This window comes from Labrys sp. HAY1-8F (genome assembly GCF_056754975.1).
This window is the reverse complement of sequence record NZ_JBPGWZ010000002.1, coordinates 1,212,131-1,235,697: the sequence shown is the minus strand read 5'-3', so window position 1 is coordinate 1,235,697 and position 23,567 is coordinate 1,212,131. Positions and strand designations below refer to the sequence as shown.

The window sequence follows — 23,567 nt, the reverse complement described above, 5'->3', positions numbered from 1 at the left end:
GCGGGCTTTTCCTCAACGGCGGATCGCCTCGACATTGATGTCTATGCGCACGACGTCGCCGATCAGGGGGATGAAAGCCTTCATGCCATAATCCGTGCGACGGATGCTCGTGGTCGCGGTGAAGCCGGCCACCATGCGACTGCCGCGCAGCGGATCCGGCGCGATCTGGTTGAAGGTGGTCCGCAATGTCACGGGCCTGGATATCCCGAGCAGCGTCAGCTCTCCGCTGAGATCGGCGCTGCGCGGACCACGCCGCTTCACCTTTACGGTCCGAAAAGTGATCGTCTGATGGCGGGCGACGTCGAAGAACTGGCTCGACCTCAGATCCTCGTCGGCACCCCCGTATCGATGCTCGAAGCCTCGATCGTTGCCTCGACCAGGCTTTGCTCGGGATGTTCTTCATCGAGCGTGAGCATGCCCTTCAACTGGCGGAAGCTGCCCGTGACGGTGGAATAGCCGAGATGGTCGATATGGAAGATCGCCTGGGTATGCTCGGGATCGAGATCGTAGAGATCGCCTGCGAATACGAGAGGCGAAAGGCCGGCGCTGAAAAACAGTGCCGCCACAGTCACGTGGAAAGACCTCTTCATTGCATTGTCCATACTGCCAGGCCGCGAAACGCCGGAGCATGAACACCGCAGGGCGCAATCCTATTCGATCGCAGCCTCGCAATGCGAAGGTCAGAGCGTCTCGGGCGCGACGCTCATCGCCATTTCGGCCCGCGAGATCTTCTCGATCGCAGCCTTGACCATCGGCACGACCTCTTCGGGCGTGTTGGCCACCAAGACCTCCACCGCGGTCTCGGGACGAATGAAGCCTTCCTCGCGCATATGGTCGAGAATGTCGAGGAAGCGCGTCCAGAACCCGTCGATATTGACCAGCAGGATCGGTTTCTTGTGTTGGCCGAGTTGGGCCCAGGTCAACTGCTCGACCAGTTCCTCCAGCGTGCCGACGCCCCCCGGAAGGGCGACGAAGGCGTCAGCCCGCTCGAACATCAGGCGCTTGCGCTCATGCATGTCCTTGGTGACGATGAGTTCCTCGACCTCGGTGAGCATGCGCTCGCGGCGCTGCAGGAAGGTCGGGATAATGCCGGTAACCTGGCCGCCATTCTCGATGACGGCGCGGGCGACGGTGCCCATCAGGCCAACATTGCCGCCACCATAGACAAGGCGGATGCCGCCTTCAGCCATGTCCCGGCCGAGACGCTCGGCGCCGGCGACATAATCGGGGCGGGTGCCATTGCTGGAGCCACAATAGACGCAAATCGAACGAAGCTTTGTCATATCCACGGTTTCGCACTGCGGCATGGGTGGGTCAAGTTGCTTTGCCGCCGCACGGATCAATCGGCAAGGTTCCCTTGCCTGCCGCAAACCTTACCCAACAGGAGATCGAGATCGCGGAAGCGGCCCGTCGAAACCCACACGGTTTCAGACTTCACAGGGCTGCGTCGTTTCGGGCCGATGGTGAAGGTCAAGGAGCGGCTGTGATCGAGAACGCAGAAGGTCGCGGGGGCGATGGCGATCGTCAGCTCGGAATCCGGCCGGGCGCTTCCGCCCGGCCGGTCCGATAACTCGAACTGGTTGCCGATCTGGATGATGGCGAGCAGGTCAGCCGTGGGCAAGGGGAGCGTCCCGATCGTCGGCGTAACGCTCACCACGACGCCAGTGCCTTTCGGATCCTGCCGGAAATTGACATGCGAGATGATAGCCTTGCCCTGATAGAGCCCCGCCGGCACGTCGGCGGTGGTCACAGTGAAGGCAGCGATGCGCTCGGACATTTTTTGAGCATTCAGCGCCGTCTGAAGTTTCAGGACCTGGCCCCGCGCATCCTGGTCGTCGGTGATGATCTTCGTCTCCAGCAATTCACTGTGGTTCATCACGTGAATGTTCTTGTTGTCGGCGAGCTGGAGCAGCCCGTTGATACGTGGATCAATTCCCATCTCGGCGAAATAGCGGGCGGCCTGGTCATATTGCGCCGGTGTCGTCTTTACCTTGATCCGGTTGACCGACAGAATCTCTCGCCGGATGACGCGCCCGTTCAGAGTGGTCTGGCGCCAGCGTGTCAGAGTCCGCGAGCTGGCGAATTGATGAACACCGACCGGGCTGACCCAAAAGACGTGACGTGCAACTCCTCCGGCCAGCGCGAACACACAGGCCGAATTGCAAAAGGCTCCCGCATTGTTGGCGAAGCCGCGACGGCCCTTCATCATGGTGTCGGAGCATTTCCTCTCTTCTGGCGTACAGGGAGCCAGCATGGTCCGGCCGACCGTGACCTCCAGGCCTGCCCGACGAATCAGGCGGCCGATGGCGTATCCGGCTGTAACGTCTCCGCCAGGCGAGGTGAGGATGAAGGGCAGCTTCCTGCCGCCACTGGCTTTCAGAACCTTGCGCAGCAGCGCCGGCGTCGCGGCGGTGATGTCACCGTCGGCGGAAATCCATTCGGCGCAATTGGGTTCACAATCGACGGCGGCGCTGCGCACGATGAGAATGCGCATCGCGGAGCTCTTCGGGCGTGCTCCAGCCTCTGTTTGGCCGGCTTGCGATGGCATGGTTCCAAAGAGAATGGTCAGGCAAAGAGCAGATACAAAGAGCGCCCCTCGTTTCATGGAACCTTCCGATCGAGCCCCGTCCGATGAAGAATATCGTGCGTTCCTGGATTTTCATCACAATTCTGCAGCAATGGCGCTGCAGTTCGGTGTACAAGTCCTGACAAGGGTGCCGGCAAGAAATGTCGGCGCGATACTTTGCTCGTTCGACAGCATTGTGATGGTGCAGGTCTTTCGTCCGGCAGGTGAAGCGGGTAAGTAAAATCTGATGAAACGGTGCGCGTTCTTGCATCGGGAGTAGAAGATGGCAGTGGGCTGGAAGAGTCTGGCGGGAATAGTGGGAGCCGCGAGCGTCGTCAGCGTCGGTACGCTCTACAGCGTGCTGGTGCGCGAGCCTGCCCGGCCGCCGTCGCCGCTGGTCGGCGATGCCAAGCCGGCAGTTACCGCCAATCCCCCCGCCGACAAGATGCAGAAGCCCGCGCTGACCGGCGAAGCCGTCAAGCCGGAGTCGGCCAGGACTGCGGGAAGCAATACCGAAGTGGCGAAAACCGAAGCCGCGAAGGTTCCAGCAACTGGCAACGAGACAGCCAAGTCCGATCCTGGCAAGCCCGATTCTGGCAAGCCCGATTCTGGAAAGACGGAGGCGGCTCAGCCCGAGGCCGTCAAAACTGAAGCCGCCAAACCCCAGCCTCCCAAGCCCGAGGCGCCGAAACCGGATGCGGCCAAGGGACAGACCGCCCCGACCTTCGATATTGCCCGCATCGAGCCGGCCGGCAGCGCGGTGATTGCAGGGCGAGCCGCGTCCGGCGCCACGGTGGAACTGCTGCGCAATGGCAACCCCTATGCCCGCGTCGTTGCCGACATCAACGGTACCTGGGCGATCACGCCGCCCGCTTTGCCGAAGGGCCCCTGCGAACTGACCCTGCGCACCACATCGCCGGACGGGCGGGTGACCTTGTCTGAGCAAACCCTCTCTGTCCGCGTTCCTGAAAAGCCGGGCGAAGAGGTGGTGGTCGTGCTCAACTCGCCCGACCAGCCCTCCAAGGTATTGACCGACGCGGCGCCGCCGACGAGCAAGCCAACCGAGCAGCCGGCAGCGCCATCTCCGGCAGGTGCAACCGCGTCTGTCGAGGCGGACAAGGGATCTTCACGAGCCAATGTTTCGATCCGGACCGTCGAGGCGGACGAGATGGGCCGTTTCTTCGTGACGGGTCGGGCGGAGCCGGGGGCCGCCTTGCGCATCTATCTCAACGATACGCTGGTGACCGGCGTGACGGCGGCCAAGGACGGTACCTTCGGCATGACGATCGAGAAGGGCATGCAGCCGGGCAATTACCGGGTTCGCGTCGACGATGTCGCGGCTGCCAACGGGCAGGTGCTGACACGGGCCGAAGTCCCGTTCGCCATGGTCGACAAGGCACCCTCGGCCTCGGCTCCGGCCGTGGTGGCGGCGATCGCCACGCCGTCGCGTTCAGGCTCCACCCGTGGCGGCCAGCCCGCTGGAACGCCGCCGCAAGCGGCGACCACGCCCTCTACCGCGGTGCCTGGCGCCGCCACACCGGCCCCGGGTGACAAGACGCAGCCGGCGGCGGCTTCCGCGCCGGCCCAAGGCGCCTCTCCGGCCTTCGAGCCCGGCACGCAGGGGGCGGGCACCACGGGAGCCGCCTCGTCGCCGGCACAGGCGGAGGCCGTGCCGCCGGCCTCCGGCAATACCGTGGTGCCACTATCCGCCACGACGCCATCCGCCTCCAACCCCGCGACCCCCGCGACGGCACCGGTGCAGACGAGCGAGGCCAAGCCGGCCCAGCCGTCGCCGCCGCCCTCTGTGGCCGTGATCCCCGAGATCCGCACCACGACGATCCTCCAGGGCGACAATCTCTGGCGGATTTCGCGCAAGGTCTATGGCCAGGGCATCCGCTATACCTGGATCTATGACGCCAATACCGATCAGATCCGCAATCCCAATCTGATCTATCCGGGCCAGATCTTCGTCATGCCGGATAAGAAAACGCCTTGAGCCGAGTGGGATGCGGGCCTGGTACGAGGCCTGGCGCAGCGAGATTTCATCGCAAGACGCTTGCGATCATGCCGCTGCAGACCTAACTACGCAGCGTCATTGCCAGAAAACTCCTGATGCCGGCGATCTTCCGCTCGCCGGTCGAAAGCCCGTTCATGCCATCCGCCGACCCTTCCACCGCTCCCAAGCGCATCAGCGCCGACCAGGGTGCCTTTCTCCAGACGATGAAGCATTTGTGGCCCTATATGTGGCCGCAAGATCGTGCGGATCTGCGCATGCGGGTGATATGGGCCTTCGTGCTCTTGCTGCTGACCAAGCTCATCACCCTGGTCGTACCCTACACGCTCAAATGGGCGACCGATGGGCTGGCCGCCGTCGGCGGCGACCGCGAGCTTACGGGCCATACCTTGGCGGTGATGCTGGCCGGCGTGCCGCTCACCATGCTGGTGGCCTATGGCGCGGCGCGCATCCTGATGACGGCGATCTCGCAGTGGAAGGACGGCCTGTTCGCTGCCGTGTTCATGTATGCCGTGCGGCGGCTGGCGATCGAGACCTTCGAGCACATCCACAATCTCAGCCTGCGCTATCATCTCGAGCGCAAGACCGGCGGCTTGTCGCGGGTGATCGACCGCGGGCGTACCGGCATCGAGAATATCGTCCGCTTCGCCACCATCAACATACTGCCGACCATCGTTGAGCTGACGCTCTACCTGATCATGCTGCTGCTGCAGTTCGACTGGCGATACGCCCTGATCGTGCTCGCCACGACGGCCTTCTATGTCTGGTTCACCATCAAGGCGACCGAATGGCGCATCTCGATCCGCCGCGAGATGAACGATTCCGACACGGACGCCAACCAGAAGGCGATCGACAGCCTGCTCAACTACGAGACGGTCAAGTATTTCTCCAACGAGGAGCGTGAACTCGCCCGTTACGATCGCGCGATGGCTTCCTACGAGCAGTCGGCGATCCGGACCTATATCACCCTGACCTGGCTCAATATCGGCCAGGGCATCATCTTCATGGCGGGTATGCTGGGCTCGCTGCTGCTGGCCGGCCTGGGCGTCTACCACGGCGTCAATACCGTCGGCGACATCGCCCTGCTCAACGTGATGTGGCTGCAGTTGGCAACCCCCTTGAACTTCCTCGGCTTTGCCTATCGCGAGATCAAGCAGGGCATCACCGACATCGAGACCATGTTCGAGCTGCTCGACAAGGATACCGAGGTCAAGGACCGGCCGGGCGCAGCGCCGCTCGAGGTGCGCGAGGGCCGCGTGACCTTCGAGAATGTGGTGTTCAACTATGATCCCGACCGCCCGATCCTGCAGGGGCTTTCCTTCGACGTGCCGGCAGGCCGCACGGTGGCGATCGTCGGTCCCTCGGGCGCCGGCAAGTCGACGATCTCGCGACTGTTGTTCCGCTTCTATGACGTCAATGGCGGGCGCGTGCTGATCGACGGGCAGGACGTGCGCGACGTAACCCAGAAATCGCTGCGCGCCGCCATCGGCATGGTGCCGCAGGACACGGTGCTGTTCAACGATACCATCCGCTACAATGTCCGCTATGGTCGCTGGGATGCGACCGATGCGGAGGTTGAGGAGGCGGCCCGCCTTGCCCAGATCGACACCTTCATCCGGCGCATGCCCAAGGGCTACGAAACGGAAGTCGGTGAGCGCGGCCTCAAATTGTCGGGCGGGGAGAAGCAGCGCGTCGCCATTGCCCGCACCATCTTGAAGGGGCCGCCGGTGCTGGTGCTCGACGAGGCGACCTCGGCGCTCGATAGCTACACTGAAATGGAGATCCAGGCTGCGCTCGAGCGCATCTCGGAGAACCGCACCACGCTGGTGATCGCGCATCGTCTCTCGACGGTGGTGAATGCCGACGAGATCATCGTGCTCGACAAGGGCGTGATCGTCGAGCGCGGCAATCATGAGGAGTTGCTGGCTCACGGCGGCGTCTATGCCGGCATGTGGAACCGCCAGCGCGAGGCCGACGAGGCCCGCGAGAAGCTTCAGCGCACCCAGGACGATGCGTCGCCAACTGCCGATTATCGGGACGCTCTGGCCGGATAGGGATAGTGGGGGCGGAGAACCCGGCCTCAGTTCAGCCCCGGTTCATCTTGTACGCTGCTTACTCGCCCCGGCTGGGTGTTAGTCTTGCGTAACAGGAACCCTCTTCATGTCGACCCGACGTCGTTTTCTCGCTGGAGCTGCCGCCGCCGGCGCCACCATGCTTGCCGCTCCGGCGTTGGCGCAGAACCTGATCGAATGGCGGATGGCGACGGCCTGGCCGAAGGGGTTGCCGGGAGCGGGCACGGGAGCCCAGCGCCTGGCCGACCGGATCGGCGTGCTCACCCAGGGCCAGCTCACCATCAAGCTCTACGCGGCCGGCGAACTGGTGCCGGGTGACCAGAACATGGCGGCCGTGATGTCGGGCGACGTGGAGATGTCGCACGACATGTCGGCCTATTATCTGTCCAAGTCTCCTGCCTTCGCCTTTTTCTCTGCCATTCCCTTCGGCCTGATCGCCCAGGAATTCGATGCCTGGCTCTATGCCGGCGGGGGCAGGGCGCTCTGGGATGAACTGGGCGGGCAATTCGGCATCAAGGCCTTTGCGGCCGGCAATACCGGCGCGCGCCTCGGCGGCTGGTTCCGCCGGGAGATCAACGGTGTCGCCGATCTCAAGGGCCTGCGTTTCCGCATCGGCGGCCTGGCCGGCCAGGCTCTCGCCAAGCTCGGCGTTCAGCAGGTGCTGATGCCGGGCTCGCAGATCCTGCCCAAGCTCCAGGCCGAGGAACTGGATGCGGCCGAGTTCATGGGGCCGGTCAACGATCTCAGCTTCGGTTTCCACAATGCCGCCAAGTTCTGCTACTGGCCGGGCTTCCAGGAGCCCTGCGCCGCTCTGCAACTCCAGATCAACCGCGCGAAATACGACGAATTGCCGGCAACTCACAAAGTGGCGATCGAAGTCGCCTGTGCCGAGGAGAATACTCGCTCGCTGGCTGAATATGGCGCCCGGGCGCCGGCAGCGATCGCCCAGGCGGTAACGCAGCAAGGCGTTGTTCTCAAGCAATTCCCCGACGAGGTATTTCAGGCCTTCGGCACGGCCAGCGGTCAGGTGTTGAGTGAAATCATCGAAAATGGCGACGAGTTCATGCGCCGTCTCGCCGCCTCCTATTTCGGCTTTCGCCAGCAGACCTTGCTCTGGACCCGGATCGGCGACCAGGGCTATGCCAATATGCGCCTGCTGGCCTACGACTATCCCAAAGGCAGCTGATCGCGTCTTTGTTCGCCGGGTGGGGGCTCTGATCTGGCCGGTTTTGTGTGCCTTCCGGATTGGGTCGCGGGAGACGGAGCGGCGGTTTGCCTCGTAGCGTTGGTTTTTACCATTTGTATACGATTGATGTGACGTAAAGTTATTTTTACGCCCTATGGCAGCGCGGTTTCCAGGTTTTCGATAAGCGTTCTGTAGAAAAACATCTGTCGATTACATGCGAATGCAAATATGTGCCATTTAGTGTGAATTACGTGCCTAAGCATACGGGTAATGTTCAAAATTCAGCGCATGTCGTGGGGGAACAGTTTATTCGATCGATACGATTGATTACGTAATTAACCGTTTGTTCATGATGATATACGGCGATGGGTTGATCGGAAGAGGTCGTTTGGCGTAAGGTTCACCTCCGGGGCGGCGCCCCCGTATCGGGGTTTAGTGGGGGCGCTGGTCTATGGCGTGGGGCGATCGACAGGCGATGAGGGGGCTGAGCAGGCTCGAACGCCTGATGCCGGCGCGGCAGCGTCTGGCCAAGGGGCTGGCCTTGTCGGTGGCCGTCATGGCGCTCATCGCCGGGGCGAAGCCCCAACCCGCCGCAGCCTTCAAGCTTTTCGGCTATAATTTCTTCGGATCGGACGAGAAGCCGGTTTCGCCCGACGCCCAGACCTACAAGATCGAAGTGGTGATTGCGGGCGGGGACAAGGATATCAAGTCGGCGGTCGAGGGCGCGTCTTCTCTGTATAGCGGCAAGGACGAAACGCCGCCGCCGAGCACGCCTGCCTTCCTCTCCAAGGCGCGGACCGAATATGATCGTATCCTCGGTACGCTCTATGCCAATGCACGCTATGGCGCTTCGATCTCGATCCTGGTCAATGGGCGCAAGCTCGAAGAGATTCCCGTCGACGCCACCCTGCCTCACCCGGTCCCGGTGGTTGTAAACGTCAATCCCGGTCCCGTCTTCACCTTCGGCCGGATCCGGCTGGAAAACCGGGCGCCGCACAGCCCGATCGACGACATTCCCAAGACCAAGACGCCCGAGCGTCTCGGCCTCGAGCCGGGCCACCAGGCCAATTCGGACATCGTACTGTCGGCGGAGCAGGCGATGATCGATGCCTGGCGACGCCAGGGCTACCCCAAGGCCAAGGCCCTGCCACGCGTCATCACCGCCGACCACGTCAACAACAGGCTCGATGTCACGCTGGCGGTCGAGCCGGGGCGCCTGGCCCGTTACGGGCGCATGACCGTCGATGGCACCAAGGACATGAATCCAGCCTTCGTGGCGCGTCAGACCGGCCTCCGGCCGGGCGACCAATACGATCCGGCCGAGATCGAACTCGCCAAGCGGCGCCTGCAGCGCCTGCAGGTGTTCTCGACCACCAGCATCGTCGAGGGCGACGCGATTGCGGCCGACAGCACCATGCCGCTGATGATCACCGTGTCGGAGCGCCCATTGCATGTCTTCGGTGCCGGTGCCGAATATTCCACCACCGACGGCATCGGCCTCAACGGTTATTGGGAGCACCGCAATCTGTTCGGCGAAGCCGAGCGCCTGCGCTTCGATGCGACCGTGGCGGGTGTCGATTCCACCGATCCGACCAAGTTCACCTATTCGGGCGGCGTCACCTTCGTGAAGCCGGGGATCTTCGATCCGTTCACGGATCTTACCGCGCAATTGCTGGCCAAGCGCGAGGTTTACGATCCCTATTCGCAGAACACCTTCCGTGCGCGCATCGGGCTTGCCCACGAATTCTCGGAGCGATTGACCGGCAAGATCGCGCTGAACGGCGAATATGACCAGGTCGAAGACTTTTACGGCAAGCGCAATCTCCTGCTGTTCAGCCTGCCCGGTGAACTCGCCTATGACACCACCGACGACAAGCTCGAGCCCACGCGCGGCTATCGCCTGAAGGGCACGCTCGAGCCGTTCTACGAGGCCAAGTTCGGCAATTTCGGCGCGATGACCCGTATCGACGGCTCGGCTTATTTCTCCTTCGACGCGATGGGACGCTATGTCCTGGCTGGCCGGGTTGCGGTCGGCTCGATCGTCGGGGCGCCCGCCAACGAATTGCCAGGCGATCGCATGTTCTATGCCGGCGGTGGCGGCTCGGTGCGCGGATATAATTTCCGCAGCCTCGGTCCCAAGCTCGACAATGGCTTCGTGGTGGGCGGCCGCTCTTTGCTGGAGGGCTCGCTCGAAATGCGCATCAAGGTGACCGACAGCATCGGCATCGTCCCCTTCGTCGACGCAGGCAGCGCCTTTTCTACCTCCTATCCCTCCTTCGACGAGGACATGAAGATCGGCGCCGGCGTCGGTTTGCGCTATTATACCAGTCTCGGGGCGATCCGGGTGGACATCGCCCGGGGTCTTACACCCGTGAAGGGCTTCGTCATCGAGGATGGCAAGGTCAAGAAGAAGAACACGCCGCCTTTCGCCCTCTATATCGGATTGGGAGAGAGCTTCTGATGCGGCGCCGGATCATTCTCTTAACGGCCGTCGCAGTCGTGGCCGTGCCCCTCGGCCTCAGGGAACTTGCGCCGGCGCGGGCTGACGACGCCAGCGAAAAGTCCTGGTTCATCACCTATGTCGAGGACACCATCTCGACGCCCGACCAGAAGATCTCGCTCGGCCAGATCGATGGCGCCCTGTCGTCTGATGTGAAAATCTCTTCCATCACCATCGCCGATCGGCAGGGCGTGTGGCTGACCATCAAGGACGCCCATCTGGTCTGGAGCCGGCTCGCCCTGATGAGCAAGAAGCTCGATGTCGACCTTCTGGAGGCGGGTTCGATCGAGATCACCCGCAAGCCCAATCCGCCTCAGGGCGTGCAGCCGGCCGCGGGCGAGGGTGGTTTCTCCCTGCCCGAGCTACCGGTTTCGGTGAAGCTCGGCAAGCTTGCCGTACCCGTGGTCAAGATCTCGGCGGCACTGGCGGGCGAGGACACGGTGTTCGACGTTGCTGGCAATGCCCTGCTGGCAGACGGCAAGCTGCATTCGGAATTGCTGATCAAGCGGACGCAGCCCGCCGGTGGCGATCTCACTTTCACCACCGACTTCGACAATGCGACCAAGCAATTGGGTCTCAATCTCTCGCTGCAGGAACCGCATGGCGGCTTCCTGACCAGCATGCTGAAAGTACCGGGCTCGCCGCCGCTCGGCTTCACCATCGTCGGTTCGGGACCCCTGGACAATTTCGCTGCCGACATCGCTCTCTCGGCCGATGGCAACAAGCTGTTCGGCGGCAAGGCCATGCTGGCGCAGGGGACCGATGGCGTCACCTTCAAGGCCGATCTCGGCGGCAATCTGGAGCGGCTGGTCGATCCCGCCTATGCCGATTTCGTCCGTGGCCAATCGGCCATTTCGGTCGAAGGCGGGCAGGTGGCTGGCGGGGGCTATGCGCTCAAGCATGCCACCATCAAATCCGGCGTACTCGACCTCGCTTTGTCGGGCGCCCTCTCGGCCGATGCTTTTCCGACCAGCCTCAAGCTCGACGGCAAGTTCGGTGCCGAGGATGGCCACGACATCCTGCTGCCGGGCGGCAACGCCCGCATCAAGGGCATGACGCTGGCGGCCCAGTTCGGTGACGGCGGCTGGACGGCGAATTTCGATCTGCAGAAGCTGGCGGCCGGCACGGTCGCCGCCGAGAGCGCCACCATCAAGGCCGGCGGTGATGCCCAGAACCTCGCCGATCCGCAAAAGCGCAGCCTCACCTTCAAGGTGGATGGACGCGGCGACAAGCTCAGTTCCTCCGATCCGGGTCTGGCCAAGGCGCTCGGCAGCAGCCTCGGCCTCACCGCCGCCGGCAAATGGCAGGCGGGGCAGCCGGTGGTCGTCGATGGCGTGCGCCTGGCAGCGAATGCTTTCCAGGCCGGCTTCACCGGCATCGTCGGCGCCAAGATGAGCGGCATCTACTCGCTGGCCACGCCCGATATCTCGGTCTTCTCCGGTCTGGCGGGACGCGAATTGCGCGGCAAGGCAGATCTGACCGCGAAGGGTGATGTCGCGCTGGCAGGCGGCGGTCTCGCCTTGACCGTCGAGGGCAAGGCCAGTGACATCGTGCTCGGCGATCCGCGCCTGGATGCCGTCCTCGAAGGGGCAACCAGCCTCAAGGGCGGCGTCCGGCGCGATACCGAAGGACTGCATTTCGACAAGATCACCCTCGTCAACCAGCAGTTCAACGCCTCGGCGGATGGGCTCTATGGTGCCAAGGCGATGGACTTCAAGGCCACGGCGAACCTGTTCGATATCAAGCTGGTGACGGACCGTGCCTCCGGTGCCGTCGAGGTCAATGCCAGCCTGAAGGGCAGCGCCGAAAAACCCGATGTCGTCGCCGATCTCATCGCGCCCAGGCTGGTGCTTCAGGGCAAGCCCTTCACCGATGGCAAAGCCAATTTCACCGGCAGCGTTGCCGGTGCCGCCATCAATGGCGTGTTTTCGCTCGCCGGCCAGCTCGACCGCATGCCGGTGAAGGCGGGGGCGACGATATCAACCCTGCCGGATGGCACACATCAGATCAACGGCCTGAATGTCGGAGCCGGCGCGGCCCAGCTCGCCGGCGACCTTGCCGTGACCCCGAACGGGCGCGCCAGCGGCCAGCTCAACGCCGCGATCCCGGATATGGCGGCGATCGCGCCGCTTCTGCTCGTCAAGGCGTCGGGATCGCTCACCGCCAATATCGGGCTCTCGGTCGATGGCACCAAGCAGAACGCCGCGATCAAGGCACAGGCCAAGGCGCTCAAGGTCGAAGCCAATAGCATCGGCTCCGCGACGGTCGACCTGACTGGCCGCGACCTCACCGGTGTGCCGGCACTCTCGGGCACCGTCAACGCGTCGAATGTTCAGGCCGGCTCCTTCATCCTCAATCAGTTGCAGGCCACCGCCAAGTCAGAAGGCGAGAATGCGACCGCCTTCCAGCTCCAGGGCACGATGCCTCGCGGCAAACTGGCCCTGTCGGGTGCGGTGAAGCCAGCCGGGGATGGACTTGACGCCAGGCTCGATACGCTCAACGTCTCGCAGGAGGGCATCTCAGCCTCCCTCCAGTCTCCCGTCACCATTGCCAGCCGCAAGAGCGGGGTCTCGATCCCCAGGGCCGTGCTGCGCATCGGGCAGGGTGGTGTCGTCTCCATCGACGGCAAGGTTGGCGAGACCCTGGCGATGAACGTCGTCGTCGGTCAATTGCCGCTGTCGCTCGCCAATATCGCCTCCCCGGGCCTCGGTGCCACCGGCACGCTGTCGGCCAATGTGAAACTCTCCGGCAAACCGGCCGACCCGGTGGCGGAGTTCGACGTGAAGGGCGCCGGCCTCGGCGTCGCCGCCACCAAGGGCTTCGGCATTCCGGCTTTGCAGCTTGCCGCCAATGGCCGCTATGCGGGCAAGGCCGTCACCATCGGCAATGCCAGCCTGACGGGAGCCGGAGGTCTGTCGGTCACGGCGCGCGGCCGTGTCCCTCTGCAGGGAGCAGGCCTCTCCGTTGACGTGCAGGCCTCGGCGCCGCTTGCTCTGGCCAATGGCGCCTTGCGTGACCGTGGCGGCCGCGTGACCGGCACGCTTACCCTCAATGCCAAGGCCGGCGGATCGATCTCGGCGCCATCAGTTTCAGGCCAGGCGGTGATCGCCGGCGGCACGGTGACCGATCCCGAGACCGGCATGAAGCTGACGGGAATCGGCAGCACCATCCGCTTCGACCGCGACCGGGCAACCATTGCCCAGTTCAGTGCCACCACCCAGGGCGGCGGCAGCATCGGCGTCAGCGGTTCGGTCGGGTTGAAGCCCGATTTCGCCGCCGACCTGAAGATCACCACGCGCAACGCCAAGCTCACCGACGGCAATCTGGCGACGGCAATCGTCTCCAGCGACATCACGATACGCGGGCCCTTGATGGCCAGGCCGGTTATCGGTGGCCGTATCGATATCCAGCGGGCCGAGATCACCATTCCCGAACGCTTTGCCGCCAATGCCGCCATGCTCGGTGTCAAGCATCTCAAGCCGCCGCGTGAGGTGGCCCGGACCCTCGCAAAGGCGAAGGACACCGCCGCGGCTGGCAAGCCCAAGAAGGGCAAGGCAAGTTCCGGCCCCAATGTGGTGCTCGATCTCACCATCGACGCGCCGGCCCGCATCTTCGTGCGCGGTCGCGGCATTGATGCCGAACTCGGCGGCCAGATGGCGCTGAAGGGCTCGGTCGCCAACATCGCGCCGGTGGGCTTCCTGGAGATGCGGCGCGGTTCGCTCGACGTCATCGGCCAGCACATCGTGTTCGACAGCGGCAAGGTGACCCTTGTCGGCGATCTCGATCCCAACATCGATTTCGCTGCGTCCACCCGCAACAGCGCGATCACCGTGACGGTACGCGTGACCGGACGCGCCTCCGATCCGCAGATCATACTCTCCTCGGTGCCCCAGTTGCCGCAGGACGAGGTGATGGCCCGGTTCCTGTTCGGTCGCAGCATCCAGGACCTGTCGCCGCTCCAGCTCGCCCAGCTTGCCACTGCCGTGGCCCAGCTCGCTGGCGGTCCTTCCGGCCCCGGCCTGCTCGACAAGATCCGCAAGTCGACCGGGCTCGACAATCTAGGCGTGGTCACCGATTCGAGCGGCAACGCGGCCGTGCAGGCCGGCACCTATATCGGCGACAAGATCTATCTCGGCGTGACCTCGGGCGTGGGCGGCCAGACAGACGCCACCATCAATCTCGATGTCACCAAGAACCTCAAACTGCGCGGCCAGGCCGGCACCGACGGTTCCAAGGGCGGCATCTACTACGAACGCGAATATTGAGGCCGGTATTTGCTTTGGGATTCGTCCGTCAATAAATGGATCGAATTGGCCCGACCTTTGTCATTGCCGGGCTTGATCCGGCAATCCACGGCCCCTCCAGACGTTGAAGACGGGAGGCGCGGGATGCCCGGATCAAGCCCGGGCATGACAAAGGCAGCGTTTTAGTCGTTTCCAGCCAATGCCTCAGCGACCACCCGATACCCGCAGGATCGAGCCGGTGACGTAGCTCGAGGCTTCGGACAACAGATAAAGTGTCGCGTCGGCGATCTCCTCGGCTGAGCCGATGCGCTGCATGGGAATGCTTGGCCTGATGCGTTCCACACGTCCGGCGTCGCCCGTACTGCGGGCATGGATCTCGGTATCGACCATGCCGGGCTGGATGGCGTTGACACGCACGCCCTCATTGGCGAGCTCGCGGGCAAGGCCATAGGTCAAGCCGTCGATCGCCGCCTTGGACGCGGCATACCAGACATATTCGCCGGGCGAGCCCAAGGTGGCTGCGGCGGATGACATGTTGACGATGGCCCCACCCAATCCGCCCAGCCGGGTCGAAAGCCGCCTGGCAGCCTCGCGCGCCACCAGGATGGCGCCGGTGACGTTGAGATCGATGGTTTCGCGGATGATGGATGGATCGGTTTCGGCGAGCTTCCCGGATTTGCCGGTAATGCCGGCATTGTTGACGAGGTGGGTCAACCTGCCGAAATCGTCGACGGCAGCAAACAAGGCCGCGATGTCATCTTGCCTGGCCATGTCGCCGGCGAGGACGAGAACCCGCGCGCCGGCATGACGGGCGGCCCGCGCCACGGCCTCGGCAGCTTCATGGTCGCTGCGATAGTTGATGATGAGGTCGTAGCCTGCTGCGGCGGCCTTGAGCGAGATCGCGGCCCCGATGCCGCGGCTTCCGCCGGTGACGAGGAGGAGAGGGCGCATCGACATGGAGAACTCCCGGCTGTGATCTGCCTTGGCTGGCTGAGGGAATGGAGGCGCTCTGATTGCTCAGAGAGCGAAGACGCCCCCAGGTTCGATGGGAACGGCCTCGCGGATGACCCAATCGGTGATCCCCTCGATGTCGTCGAGGTCGAAGCGCTGCATCGGGAAGGGGCCGGGCCCGTCGGTGGCGATGGCGCGAATGTAAGGGTCGGCCGGATAGATGTAGTCCTTGTCGGTCGCGGTGCGGTGCACCTCGATCTTGGGATGCGGATCGCGCTTGAAGCCCTCGACGATGACGAGGTCGACTGGCGTCAGGCGCTTAAGCAGTTCGCCGAGCGAGGGTTCGGGCGCCCCGCGCAGCTCATGCATCAGGGCGAAGCGATGGGCCGAGGCGACCAGCACTTCCTGCGCCCCCGAGTCGCGGTGGATGTAGGAATCCTTGCCCGGCTTGTCGACATCGAAGGCGTGGTGGGCATGCTTGATGGTCGACACCGTCAGGCCGCGCCGGCACAAGGCCGGAATCAAGGCGGCGATCAAAGTCGTCTTGCCGGCGCCGCTCCAGCCCGACAGGCCCATCAGCCGCATCATGGCGTGGGCGCCTTGCGGATATGGTGGGCGGTGAAGCCGGGCTCCTCGCTGCGGCCTTCATAGATGTCACCGGTCTCGCGCATGAGATTGGGCAGGTCGATCGCCGCCATCGGATCGGTGCATTCGAGGATGAGACGGTCGCCGGGAGCAAGGCGTGCCAGTTCCTTTTGCGCGCGCAGCACGGGCAGCGGGCATTTGAGACCGCGCAGGTCGATGCGCGAGGCCGGGTTGCTGCGCAAGGCCGGATTGCTGTGCAAGGCTTGGTCGGCGGCCGGTGGCGAGGGCGGAAAAGCGGACATATCTATCGCTTTAGCGAGCCCGAGGCCGCCATTCAACCATTGTGCGTCGTCGCGACGCATCCCAGACTTGCGGGGGATGGCGCGGACGTGGAACACGTAGGCGATGGCTTTACGCAGGTGAGGCAGGCGAGGCATGGTGTGCCGATCTTCAGATCGGCATCCTTGTAAACGACGGCTTTATCGGCCAAGGACGGTGTCCTTGATCCTGGAAAACCGCAGGGGCAGTGACTTTGAACCAGGACATCAAGAAAGCTGATGGCGCCGTCATGGGGGTGATCCTCGCCGGCGGCTTGTCGCGGCGCATGGGCGGCGGTGACAAAGGACTGTCCTTTCTGGGCGGGCAAACGATCCTCGAGCGCATCGCCGGGCGCCTGCGCCCTCAGGTCGATGCGCTTTTTCTTAATGCCAATGGCGATGCCGGGCGCTTTGAAACGCTGGGCCTCCCCATCCTGCCGGACGGCGTGCCGGATTTCCCGGGACCGTTGGCCGGCGTGCTCGCCGGTCTGGATCATGCGGCGCAGGCCGGTTTTGCCGAGGTGATCGCGGTGCCCTGCGACGCGCCCTTCCTGCCTGAAGACCTGGTGGCAAGATTGCGTGCCGGTACGCAGATGGGGAGAGGTGCCGTCGCGGTCTCCGCCGGCCGGCGTCACCCGACCGCGGCGCTCTGGCCCGTTCATCTGCGTACCGCTCTGCGGCAGGCCCTGGTGGAGGAAGATCAGCGCCGGGTCGAGACCATTCTGCGGCGGCACGATTTTGCTGAGGTGGTATGGTCGGCGGACCCCTTCGACCCCTTTGCCAATGTCAATGATCCCGACGGCATGGCGGAGGCGCAGGCTCTTCTTGCCCTTTTTCCGGCTGCCTGATCACCGACCTTGTCTGGCGCCGTACCAGTGCCCCCATCTGGCCTTAATTTCACGCCGGTGATAGAAGCGCGGCAATTGTCAGAGCGTTTTGCGATTTATTGGGTTCACCAGGAGTCGCAAATCCGCTTAGGAGTGACCACCATTTCGACCAAGGCCCAGAATTCAGTGCCTGCCATACCCTTGCTGCGGCGCCTGTTCTCCGACGAGGGGAGCAAGCATACCCGCGCCTATGGCCTGGCGATCGCGGCCGGCGCCATCGAAGCCTCGATGGGCGGTCTGGTGGCGTGGCTGATCGGCCCCGTCATCCGCGCCATGTGGGACAAGCAGAGCATGGGGCAGATCGCCGGCTTTGCTTTGATGGTGGTTGCGGTCTTCCTGGTTCGCGGTGCGGCCGCCTATACCAAGGACACCGTGCTCGCCCGTATCGGCAATTCCATCATCGCCAGCGTGCAGCAGCGGCTGTTCAACCATGTCGTCCAGCAGGACATGGCCTATTTTACCGCGCGCCATTCCACCGAGATGGTGACCTCGAATAGCTTCATCGCCAATTGCTCGCGCATCGCCTCCAATTTGCTGGTCACCTCCGTTTCCAACGTTCTTCAGGTCGCGGCCCTGATCGCCGTGATGATCATCCGCGATCCCTTGCTGGCCCTGTCCGCCATTGTGGTGATGCCGCCGGCGGTGCTCGGCATCCGCTACATCACCAAGCGCATCAAGCGCGTGGTGACCCGGCAATATCAGAGTACTGCCCGCATCACCGGCATCATCCAGGAGACCTCGCAGGGCATCCGGGTGGTCAAGTCCTTCGGCATGGAAGAGGCGATGCGCGAGCGCATGGCGGCCGGGGTCGCCGAAGCGCAATCGGCTGCCAACAAGATGGCCGGCCTTGGCAACCGGACCGGCCCGATCATGGAGACCATGGCCGGCTTTGCCGTTGCGGCCGTGATCGTCTATGGCGGTTGGCGCATCACCGCCGGCCAGCTTACCGTCGACGAGTTGATTTCCTTCCTTTTCGCCTTCCTCACTGCCTATGCCCCGTCCAAGGCCCTGGCCCGTGTGAATGTCGATCTGAACGCGGCCGTCACCGGCGTCAGCATGTTCTACGATATCGTCGATGAGCCGGCCCGAGAAGGGCCGATCGAGGAGGCCAAGCCGGCTTTCGTCAACAAGGGTGGCCACATCGTCTTCGACCGTGTGAATTTCGGCTACAAGCCGGACGAGCCGGTCCTGCAGGATCTCTCCTTGATTGCGGAAGTCGGCAAGACCACGGCCCTGGTCGGGCCGTCAGGTAGCGGCAAGTCGACCGTCCTCAACCTGATCCTGCGTTTCTACGAACCGGGCTCCGGGACGATCCGCATCGATGAGCAGAATATCGCGTCGGTTTCCGTCGCCAGTCTGCGCAGCGCCATGGCCTATGTCGGGCAGGACGTGTTCCTGTTCGCCGGAACCATCCGGGAGAACATCGCCTTCGGCCGGCCGGGTGCGTCGCAGGAGGCGATCGAGGCCGCCGCCAAAGCAGCCCATGCCCATGATTTCATCGTGGATTTCGACCGGGAATACGACACCGAGGTCGGTGAGCGCGGCCTGCAGCTCTCCGGCGGCCAGCGCGCCCGCATCGCGATTGCGCGCGCCATTCTGCGCGATGCCTCGGTCATCCTCCTGGACGAAGCCACCGCCGCGCTCGACTCCCAGTCCGAGCAGGCCGTCCAGAACGCTCTGGACGATCTCTGCGCTGGCCGTACCGTCGTGGTGATCGCCCACAGGCTGCAGACCGTCCAGGAGGCGGACAAGATCTGCGTGATCGACGGCGGTCGGTTGGTCGAGGAGGGCAGCCATGAAGAGCTGCTCGCCAAAGGGGGGCGCTATGCCGCCCTCCATGCCGTGCAGTTCCGCGAAGAGCCTCAGCTCTCGCCTGTTTTGGAAGGTTTTGCTTCGTGAAGTCCGTTGCCCTTTTCGATCTCGATGGCACTCTGGTCGATGCCGATCACCTGCATTACGAGGCCTGGCGCGAGATGGTGGCGCCACACGGCATCGAGCTCTCCCTCGATACCTATGTCTCCGAGATCATGGGCCAGCCTAACAGCCTGCTCGCCAGGAACTTCCTGAAGGATCTGGACGAGGATGTCGCCCTCAAGCTCGTCGACGACAAGGAGGCGATGTTCCGCAGCCTCTTCGTCGGGCTCAAGCCGGCAAAGGGGCTGACGGATTTTCTCGACTGGCTCGAAAAGAACGGCGTGCCGATCGGCGTGGTCACCAATGCGCCGCGGGACAATGCGGAGCATCAACTCGTCAATCTGGGCCTGGTGGAGCGCTTCCCTACCGTGGTGATCGGCGCCGAGGTTACTAATCCCAAGCCCCATCCGGATCCTTATCTCGTTGGTCTGGAACGCCTGCAGGGAATGGCTGCTTCCAGCCTGGCCTTCGAGGATTCACGCTCGGGTATCACGGCCGGCAAGGCAGCGGGCCTTGCCGTGATCGGTCTTGCTACCAGCATGAGCGAGGAGGCACTGCTGGCTGCGGGCGTGGAACTGGCGATTCCCGATTATGAGGATCCGCGCCTTCGGCCCTTCGCAGCGGCCCGGCTCGGCATCGCTTGATGGCAGGCGGATAAACCTCCTCAGTTTTGCGCCTTGTCGGCCGTGGGCGATCTCCGCCACGAAACGGGCTTTCCCTTGCCTCGGGAAAGCGCTAACACGGGAATCGTCTCATGGGGTGCCCGCAAGGGCTGAGAAGACGGTGGCCGCAAGCTTCGTCTAACCCATCGAACCTGATCCGGGTCGTGCCGGCGGAGGGATGAGCTTCGAAGCTTTCAGCTTCACCGCAATTTTCTTCACCGCCGTCGTCCGTATCGAACCGTTTTCGACATGGAGGACGCTATGCTGAGGAAACTGCTCGCCGCTCTCGCACTGGCCACCGTTGCCACGACGGCCTCGGCCGAGGACAAGCCGGTGCTCACCGTCTACACCTATGAGAGCTTTTCGAGCGAATACGGTCCCGGCAAGCCGCTGCAAACCGCGTTCGAGGCCAAGTGCAACTGCAAACTGACCTATGTCACCGCCGATGACGGCGGCGCTCTCTTCGCTAAGCTCAAGCTTGAAGGCGCCTCGACCAAGGCGGATGTTGTCGTCGGTCTCGACGACAATCTGATGGGAGAGGCGGAAAAGTCCGGTCTTTTCGTGCCGCATGGCGTGGCAGCCGAGAAGCTCTCTCTGCCCGAACCTTGGACCAACAAGACCTTCATTCCCTATGACTGGGGCTATTTCGCCTTCGTTTATGATAGCGACAAGCTCAAGACCCCGCCGACCAGCCTGAAGGAACTGGTCGACGACAAGAACGGCCCCAAGCTGGTGATCGAGGATCCGCGCACCTCCACGCCGGGCCTCGGCCTGCTCGCCTGGGTCAGGGCCGTCTATGGCGACAAGGCCCCCGAGGCCTGGAAGTCGCTGAAGCCGCGCATCGTCACCGTCACCTCGGGCTGGTCGGAAGCCTATGGCCTGTTCCTGAAGGGGGAGGCCGACATGGTGCTCTCCTATTCGACCTCGCCCGCCTATCACATCGGCGCCGAGAAGAAGACCAACTACAAGGCCGCGATGTTCCCGGAAGGCCATCAGACCCAGGTCGAAGTCGCCGGGGTGGTGGCGAGTTCCAAGCAACAGGAGCTCGGGCGTCAATTCCTCACCTTCCTGCTCTCGGACGAGGCCCAGGCTGCGCTGCCCGAGACCAACTGGATGTATCCGGCCAGGACACCGGTCGCAGGACTCCCGGAGAGCTTCAAGGCTGTTGCCGTTCCCGCCAAGGCTTTGATGGCCGATCCCGCCAAGCTCGCCGAGAACCGCAAGGCCTGGATCGACGAATGGCTGGCCGCCATGGCCAAGTGACGAACGAGAGACGAATGAAGCTGACAGTGGCTCCGAAACGCCGAGCCTCCACCCTCCCCTGGAGGGGGAGGGTAAACGCGCTCCATCCTGAATGCCCGGCCTGATTCTCCTTGGCGCCCTTGCCGCGCTTGTGCTCGCAGCGCTCGCCAGCCTTTTCCTCGCGGCTGGCGGCGATGCCTGGCAGGGCAATGTCGGCTATCTCGTCTCGATTGCCGGCTTCACCGTCTATCAGGCGCTGCTCTCCACCTTGCTGTCGTTGTCGTTCGGGGCGTTGGTTGCCCTGGCGCTGGCCCGGCGGCAATTCCCAGGGCACCGCCTGCTGCTGGCTCTGTTCGGCGTCGCGGCCGCGCTGCCTTCGATCGTGGCCGTGTTCGCCTTTGCCGGCATCTATGGCCGGGCCGGCGTCGTCAACGCCGTGCTGGGGGCCATCGGCCTGCCGGGCATCTCGCTCTACGGGCTTACCGGCATTCTGATGGTGCATGTCTTCTTCAACGGAGCCTTCGCGAGCCGGGTGTTCCTCGCGGCACTGGAGACGGTGCCGGGGGAGCATTGGCGGCTGGCGGCCTCGCTCGGCCTGCCGCCTTCAACCATTTTTCGCCGTATCGACTGGCCAGTGCTGCAGCGGGACCTGCCGGCGCTGGCCCTCCTGATCTTCATCGCCTGCGCAACCTCTTTCGCCATTCCCCTCACGCTCGGAGGAGGCCCCGGCAGCGCCACTTTCGAGGTTGCGATCTACCAGGCCATCCATTCCGATGCCGATTTCGCCAGGGCCGCCGTGCTGGCCTTGCTGCAGATTGCTGCCATGGCAGTGCTGGTGACGCTTGCGGCGCCCCTGCTGGTGCGTCCTCCCGAAGCCGCCAGCCTCGGGCGCAAATTGGAGCGGCCCGATCGGGAAGCAGGCTGGCTGCGGCTGGCGGATACGGTGGTCATCGGCCTTGCTTTGCTTTTGCTGCTGCCTCCCTTGCTGGCCGTCCTCCATGCCGGCCGCACGCTGCTGGCAGGAATTGACCCGCAGGTGCCCCGGGCTCTGGCGACCAGCCTGGTGGTCGCATTGGCGGCTGCCTCGCTGTCGCTGGCAGCCGCCCTCCTGCTGTCGCGCTCGCGCCTGGCCCTGATGGGGCAGGGCTGGCCGCGCCTTGCCAGGCTGATGGCGGCGGCTCCCCTGCTCACGCTGGCCGCACCGCCATTGGCCTTCGCCGCCGGCCTCTACGTGATCGCCCGGGCTTTAGGCGTCACCGACTTCGTGGCCATGCCGGCTCTCGTGCTGGTCAACGCCATGATGGCGCTGCCCTTCGTGCACCGGCTCGTCGATCCGCCCATGGCCCTGGCGCAGGAGCGTTACGGCCGGCTGGCCGACAATCTCGGCCTGACCGGCTGGACCCGGTTGCGTCTGGTCGAATGGCCGTTGCTGGCACCCTCCGCAACGGCAGGCTTCGCCCTCGCCATGGCGCTGTCGCTCGGTGATCTCGGTGTCGTGGCCCTGTTCGGCTCGCAGAGTTCTGGTGACGCTGCCGGCCTTGCTCTATGCCAAGCTCGGTTCCTATCGTGTCGCCGAGGCCGATGGCATCGCCGCGCTGCTCGCCGGGCTGGTGCTGGTCCTGTTTCTGGTGGCTGGGCGGTTTGGAGGCCGGCATGCTCGTCGTGGATAGTCTCACCATCACCATCGACGACTGGACCGGGCGCTACGACCTCACCGTTTCCCGGGGCGCGCTGGCGGCCATGGTCGGTCCATCCGGCGGCGGCAAGTCCACCTTGCTGCACGCCATTGCCGGTTTTGAGAAGCCGGAGAGCGGCCGATTGAGCTTCGATGGTGTCGATCTCCTGCCTCTGAAGCCGGCCGACAGGCCCGTGGCCATCGTCTTCCAGGACCATAATCTCCTGCCCAATCTCACCGCCCTGCACAACGCCGGCCTGGCCTTGTCGCCATCCCTGAGGCTCTCCGCGGCCAATCGTCAGGCCATCTCGGCGATGCTCGATCATGTCGGCCTGGGCGGCATGGAAGCGCGGCTGCCTTCCGAGCTCTCCGGCGGCCAGCGCCAGCGCGTGGCGCTCGCACGCGCCATGCTGACCACGCGCCCGCTGCTGCTGCTCGACGAGCCGTTGACGGGGCTTGATCCCGCCATGCGCGCCGACATGGTCGATCTCATCGACACGCTGCGCCGGGAAAAGAACCTGACCGTACTGATGACGACGCATACGCCCGAGGACGTCGACGGCAGAGCCGATAAGGTCATCACGGTGGCGGATGGACGGGTGGTGGGCTGAGGCAAAGCCTGGAGCGCGGACTTCTCAGCGTCATGCGGGCATGGCGCGATAGCCGCTCTTCCTTTCTTCCAAAGCACGACGTTTCCAAGAGCGGACTGGAAGTCCGCGCTCCGAGGTCTAAGCTGATCGCTTGCAAGCAGA

Annotated in this window: 17 protein-coding genes, 1 pseudogene and 1 riboswitch; of the genes and pseudogenes, 12 read left to right on the top strand and 6 right to left on the bottom strand. The window is 64.0% G+C overall.

The window, feature by feature from the left end; translation table 11 throughout:
• Nucleotides 1-12: 12 nt before the first annotated feature.
• The 3 genes and pseudogenes from ACR9ZN_RS14770 to ACR9ZN_RS14760 form a co-directional block, all read right to left on the bottom strand.
• Nucleotides 13-590, bottom strand: a pseudogene (locus tag ACR9ZN_RS14770) (YceI family protein).
• A gap of 90 nt (nucleotides 591-680) precedes the next feature.
• Nucleotides 681-1,283: an LOG family protein gene (locus ACR9ZN_RS14765; RefSeq protein WP_434957149.1), complete on the bottom strand. Its 603-nt coding sequence runs from the start codon at nucleotides 1,281-1,283 to the stop codon at nucleotides 681-683.
• Between the two features lie 56 nt (nucleotides 1,284-1,339).
• On the bottom strand, nucleotides 1,340-2,494 hold the full coding sequence (locus tag ACR9ZN_RS14760) for a COG3904 family protein (protein WP_481272538.1): 1,155 nt from the start codon (nucleotides 2,492-2,494) through the stop codon (nucleotides 1,340-1,342).
• Nucleotides 2,495-2,603: 109 nt separating this feature from the next.
• Here ACR9ZN_RS14760 and ACR9ZN_RS14755 point away from each other — a divergent pair, with 109 nt between their 5' ends.
• From ACR9ZN_RS14755 to ACR9ZN_RS14730, 6 genes are all read left to right on the top strand, one after another.
• Nucleotides 2,604-2,807 (top strand): hypothetical protein, encoded by a 204-nt coding sequence (locus ACR9ZN_RS14755; protein WP_481272537.1) that lies wholly within the window; start codon nucleotides 2,604-2,606, stop codon nucleotides 2,805-2,807.
• Between the two features lie 42 nt (nucleotides 2,808-2,849).
• Nucleotides 2,850-4,562 (top strand): LysM peptidoglycan-binding domain-containing protein, encoded by a 1,713-nt coding sequence (locus ACR9ZN_RS14750; RefSeq protein ID WP_481272536.1) that lies wholly within the window; start codon nucleotides 2,850-2,852, stop codon nucleotides 4,560-4,562.
• 116 nt (nucleotides 4,563-4,678) lie between these two features.
• Nucleotides 4,679-6,634 (top strand): ABCB family ABC transporter ATP-binding protein/permease, encoded by a 1,956-nt coding sequence (locus tag ACR9ZN_RS14745; RefSeq protein WP_441772382.1) that lies wholly within the window; start codon nucleotides 4,679-4,681, stop codon nucleotides 6,632-6,634.
• Between the two features lie 106 nt (nucleotides 6,635-6,740).
• The gene (locus tag ACR9ZN_RS14740) at nucleotides 6,741-7,838 is read left to right on the top strand and encodes a TRAP transporter substrate-binding protein (protein ID WP_481272535.1); all 1,098 of its coding nucleotides are present in this window, start codon (nucleotides 6,741-6,743) and stop codon (nucleotides 7,836-7,838) included.
• Nucleotides 7,839-8,289: 451 nt separating this feature from the next.
• Nucleotides 8,290-10,299, top strand: coding sequence for an autotransporter assembly complex protein TamA (locus ACR9ZN_RS14735; protein ID WP_481272534.1), 2,010 nt, complete (start codon nucleotides 8,290-8,292; stop codon nucleotides 10,297-10,299).
• Nucleotides 10,299-14,603, top strand: a complete 4,305-nt coding sequence (locus ACR9ZN_RS14730) for a translocation/assembly module TamB domain-containing protein (RefSeq protein WP_481272533.1) — start codon at nucleotides 10,299-10,301, stop codon at nucleotides 14,601-14,603. The genes ACR9ZN_RS14735 and ACR9ZN_RS14730 overlap by 1 nt, the downstream gene beginning before the upstream one ends.
• Nucleotides 14,604-14,786: 183 nt before the next feature.
• Here ACR9ZN_RS14730 and ACR9ZN_RS14725 read toward each other — a convergent pair whose 3' ends face one another.
• The 3 genes from ACR9ZN_RS14725 to ACR9ZN_RS14715 are packed head-to-tail and all read right to left on the bottom strand — an operon-like array spanning nucleotide 14,787 to nucleotide 16,420.
• Entirely contained in the window at nucleotides 14,787-15,539 is a 753-nt protein-coding gene (locus ACR9ZN_RS14725; RefSeq protein WP_481272532.1) for an SDR family oxidoreductase, read from the bottom strand.
• Nucleotides 15,540-15,599: 60 nt separating this feature from the next.
• Nucleotides 15,600-16,118, bottom strand: coding sequence for a molybdopterin-guanine dinucleotide biosynthesis protein B (mobB, locus tag ACR9ZN_RS14720; protein ID WP_481274357.1), 519 nt, complete (start codon nucleotides 16,116-16,118; stop codon nucleotides 15,600-15,602).
• Nucleotides 16,118-16,420 carry a sulfurtransferase TusA family protein gene (locus tag ACR9ZN_RS14715; RefSeq protein ID WP_441772378.1) on the bottom strand — a complete coding sequence of 101 codons (303 nt, stop codon included), beginning with the start codon at nucleotides 16,418-16,420 and terminating at the stop codon, nucleotides 16,118-16,120. The genes mobB and ACR9ZN_RS14715 overlap by 1 nt, the downstream gene beginning before the upstream one ends.
• Nucleotides 16,421-16,650: 230 nt before the next feature.
• Between ACR9ZN_RS14715 and mobA the strand changes: the two genes are divergently transcribed.
• From mobA to ACR9ZN_RS14685, 6 genes are all read left to right on the top strand, one after another.
• The gene (mobA, locus tag ACR9ZN_RS14710; protein WP_481272531.1) at nucleotides 16,651-17,283 is read left to right on the top strand and encodes a molybdenum cofactor guanylyltransferase MobA; all 633 of its coding nucleotides are present in this window, start codon (nucleotides 16,651-16,653) and stop codon (nucleotides 17,281-17,283) included.
• A 132-nt stretch (nucleotides 17,284-17,415) separates the two neighbouring features.
• A complete protein-coding gene (locus ACR9ZN_RS14705) occupies nucleotides 17,416-19,221 on the top strand; it encodes an ABC transporter ATP-binding protein (protein ID WP_454814617.1) in 1,806 nt (601 codons plus the stop codon).
• The gene (locus tag ACR9ZN_RS14700) at nucleotides 19,218-19,880 is read left to right on the top strand and encodes an HAD family hydrolase (protein WP_441772376.1); all 663 of its coding nucleotides are present in this window, start codon (nucleotides 19,218-19,220) and stop codon (nucleotides 19,878-19,880) included. Before ACR9ZN_RS14705 ends, ACR9ZN_RS14700 begins: the two co-directional genes overlap by 4 nt.
• A gap of 101 nt (nucleotides 19,881-19,981) precedes the next feature.
• A riboswitch (TPP riboswitch) is annotated at nucleotides 19,982-20,094 on the top strand.
• 65 nt (nucleotides 20,095-20,159) lie between these two features.
• Nucleotides 20,160-21,161 (top strand): thiamine ABC transporter substrate binding subunit, encoded by a 1,002-nt coding sequence (gene thiB / locus ACR9ZN_RS14695; protein ID WP_454814613.1) that lies wholly within the window; start codon nucleotides 20,160-20,162, stop codon nucleotides 21,159-21,161.
• A gap of 91 nt (nucleotides 21,162-21,252) precedes the next feature.
• A complete protein-coding gene (locus ACR9ZN_RS14690; RefSeq protein WP_481272530.1) occupies nucleotides 21,253-22,962 on the top strand; it encodes an ABC transporter permease family protein in 1,710 nt (569 codons plus the stop codon).
• On the top strand, nucleotides 22,881-23,426 hold the full coding sequence (locus ACR9ZN_RS14685) for a thiamine ABC transporter ATP-binding protein (RefSeq protein WP_481274356.1): 546 nt from the start codon (nucleotides 22,881-22,883) through the stop codon (nucleotides 23,424-23,426). The genes ACR9ZN_RS14690 and ACR9ZN_RS14685 overlap by 82 nt, the downstream gene beginning before the upstream one ends.
• The last annotated feature ends 141 nt before the right edge of the window (nucleotides 23,427-23,567 follow it).

Excerpts from the sequence above, each read along its gene's own strand:
- ACR9ZN_RS14765 (WP_434957149.1), bottom strand. The coding sequence starts at position 1,283 with ATGACAAAGCTTCGTTCGATTTGCGTCTATTGTGGCTCCAGCAATGGC.
- ACR9ZN_RS14760 (WP_481272538.1), bottom strand. The coding sequence starts at position 2,494 with ATGCGCATTCTCATCGTGCGCAGCGCCGCCGTCGATTGTGAACCCAAT.
- ACR9ZN_RS14755 (WP_481272537.1), top strand. The coding sequence starts at position 2,604 with ATGGAACCTTCCGATCGAGCCCCGTCCGATGAAGAATATCGTGCGTTC.
- ACR9ZN_RS14750 (WP_481272536.1), top strand. The coding sequence starts at position 2,850 with ATGGCAGTGGGCTGGAAGAGTCTGGCGGGAATAGTGGGAGCCGCGAGC.
- ACR9ZN_RS14745 (WP_441772382.1), top strand. The coding sequence starts at position 4,679 with ATGCCGGCGATCTTCCGCTCGCCGGTCGAAAGCCCGTTCATGCCATCC.
- ACR9ZN_RS14740 (WP_481272535.1), top strand. The coding sequence starts at position 6,741 with ATGTCGACCCGACGTCGTTTTCTCGCTGGAGCTGCCGCCGCCGGCGCC.
- ACR9ZN_RS14735 (WP_481272534.1), top strand. The coding sequence starts at position 8,290 with ATGGCGTGGGGCGATCGACAGGCGATGAGGGGGCTGAGCAGGCTCGAA.
- ACR9ZN_RS14730 (WP_481272533.1), top strand. The coding sequence starts at position 10,299 with ATGCGGCGCCGGATCATTCTCTTAACGGCCGTCGCAGTCGTGGCCGTG.
- ACR9ZN_RS14725 (WP_481272532.1), bottom strand. The coding sequence starts at position 15,539 with ATGTCGATGCGCCCTCTCCTCCTCGTCACCGGCGGAAGCCGCGGCATC.
- mobB (WP_481274357.1), bottom strand. The coding sequence starts at position 16,118 with ATGCGGCTGATGGGCCTGTCGGGCTGGAGCGGCGCCGGCAAGACGACT.
- ACR9ZN_RS14715 (WP_441772378.1), bottom strand. The coding sequence starts at position 16,420 with ATGTCCGCTTTTCCGCCCTCGCCACCGGCCGCCGACCAAGCCTTGCAC.
- thiB (WP_454814613.1), top strand. The coding sequence starts at position 20,160 with ATGCTGAGGAAACTGCTCGCCGCTCTCGCACTGGCCACCGTTGCCACG.
- ACR9ZN_RS14690 (WP_481272530.1), top strand. The coding sequence starts at position 21,253 with ATGCCCGGCCTGATTCTCCTTGGCGCCCTTGCCGCGCTTGTGCTCGCA.
- ACR9ZN_RS14685 (WP_481274356.1), top strand. The coding sequence starts at position 22,881 with ATGGTCGGTCCATCCGGCGGCGGCAAGTCCACCTTGCTGCACGCCATT.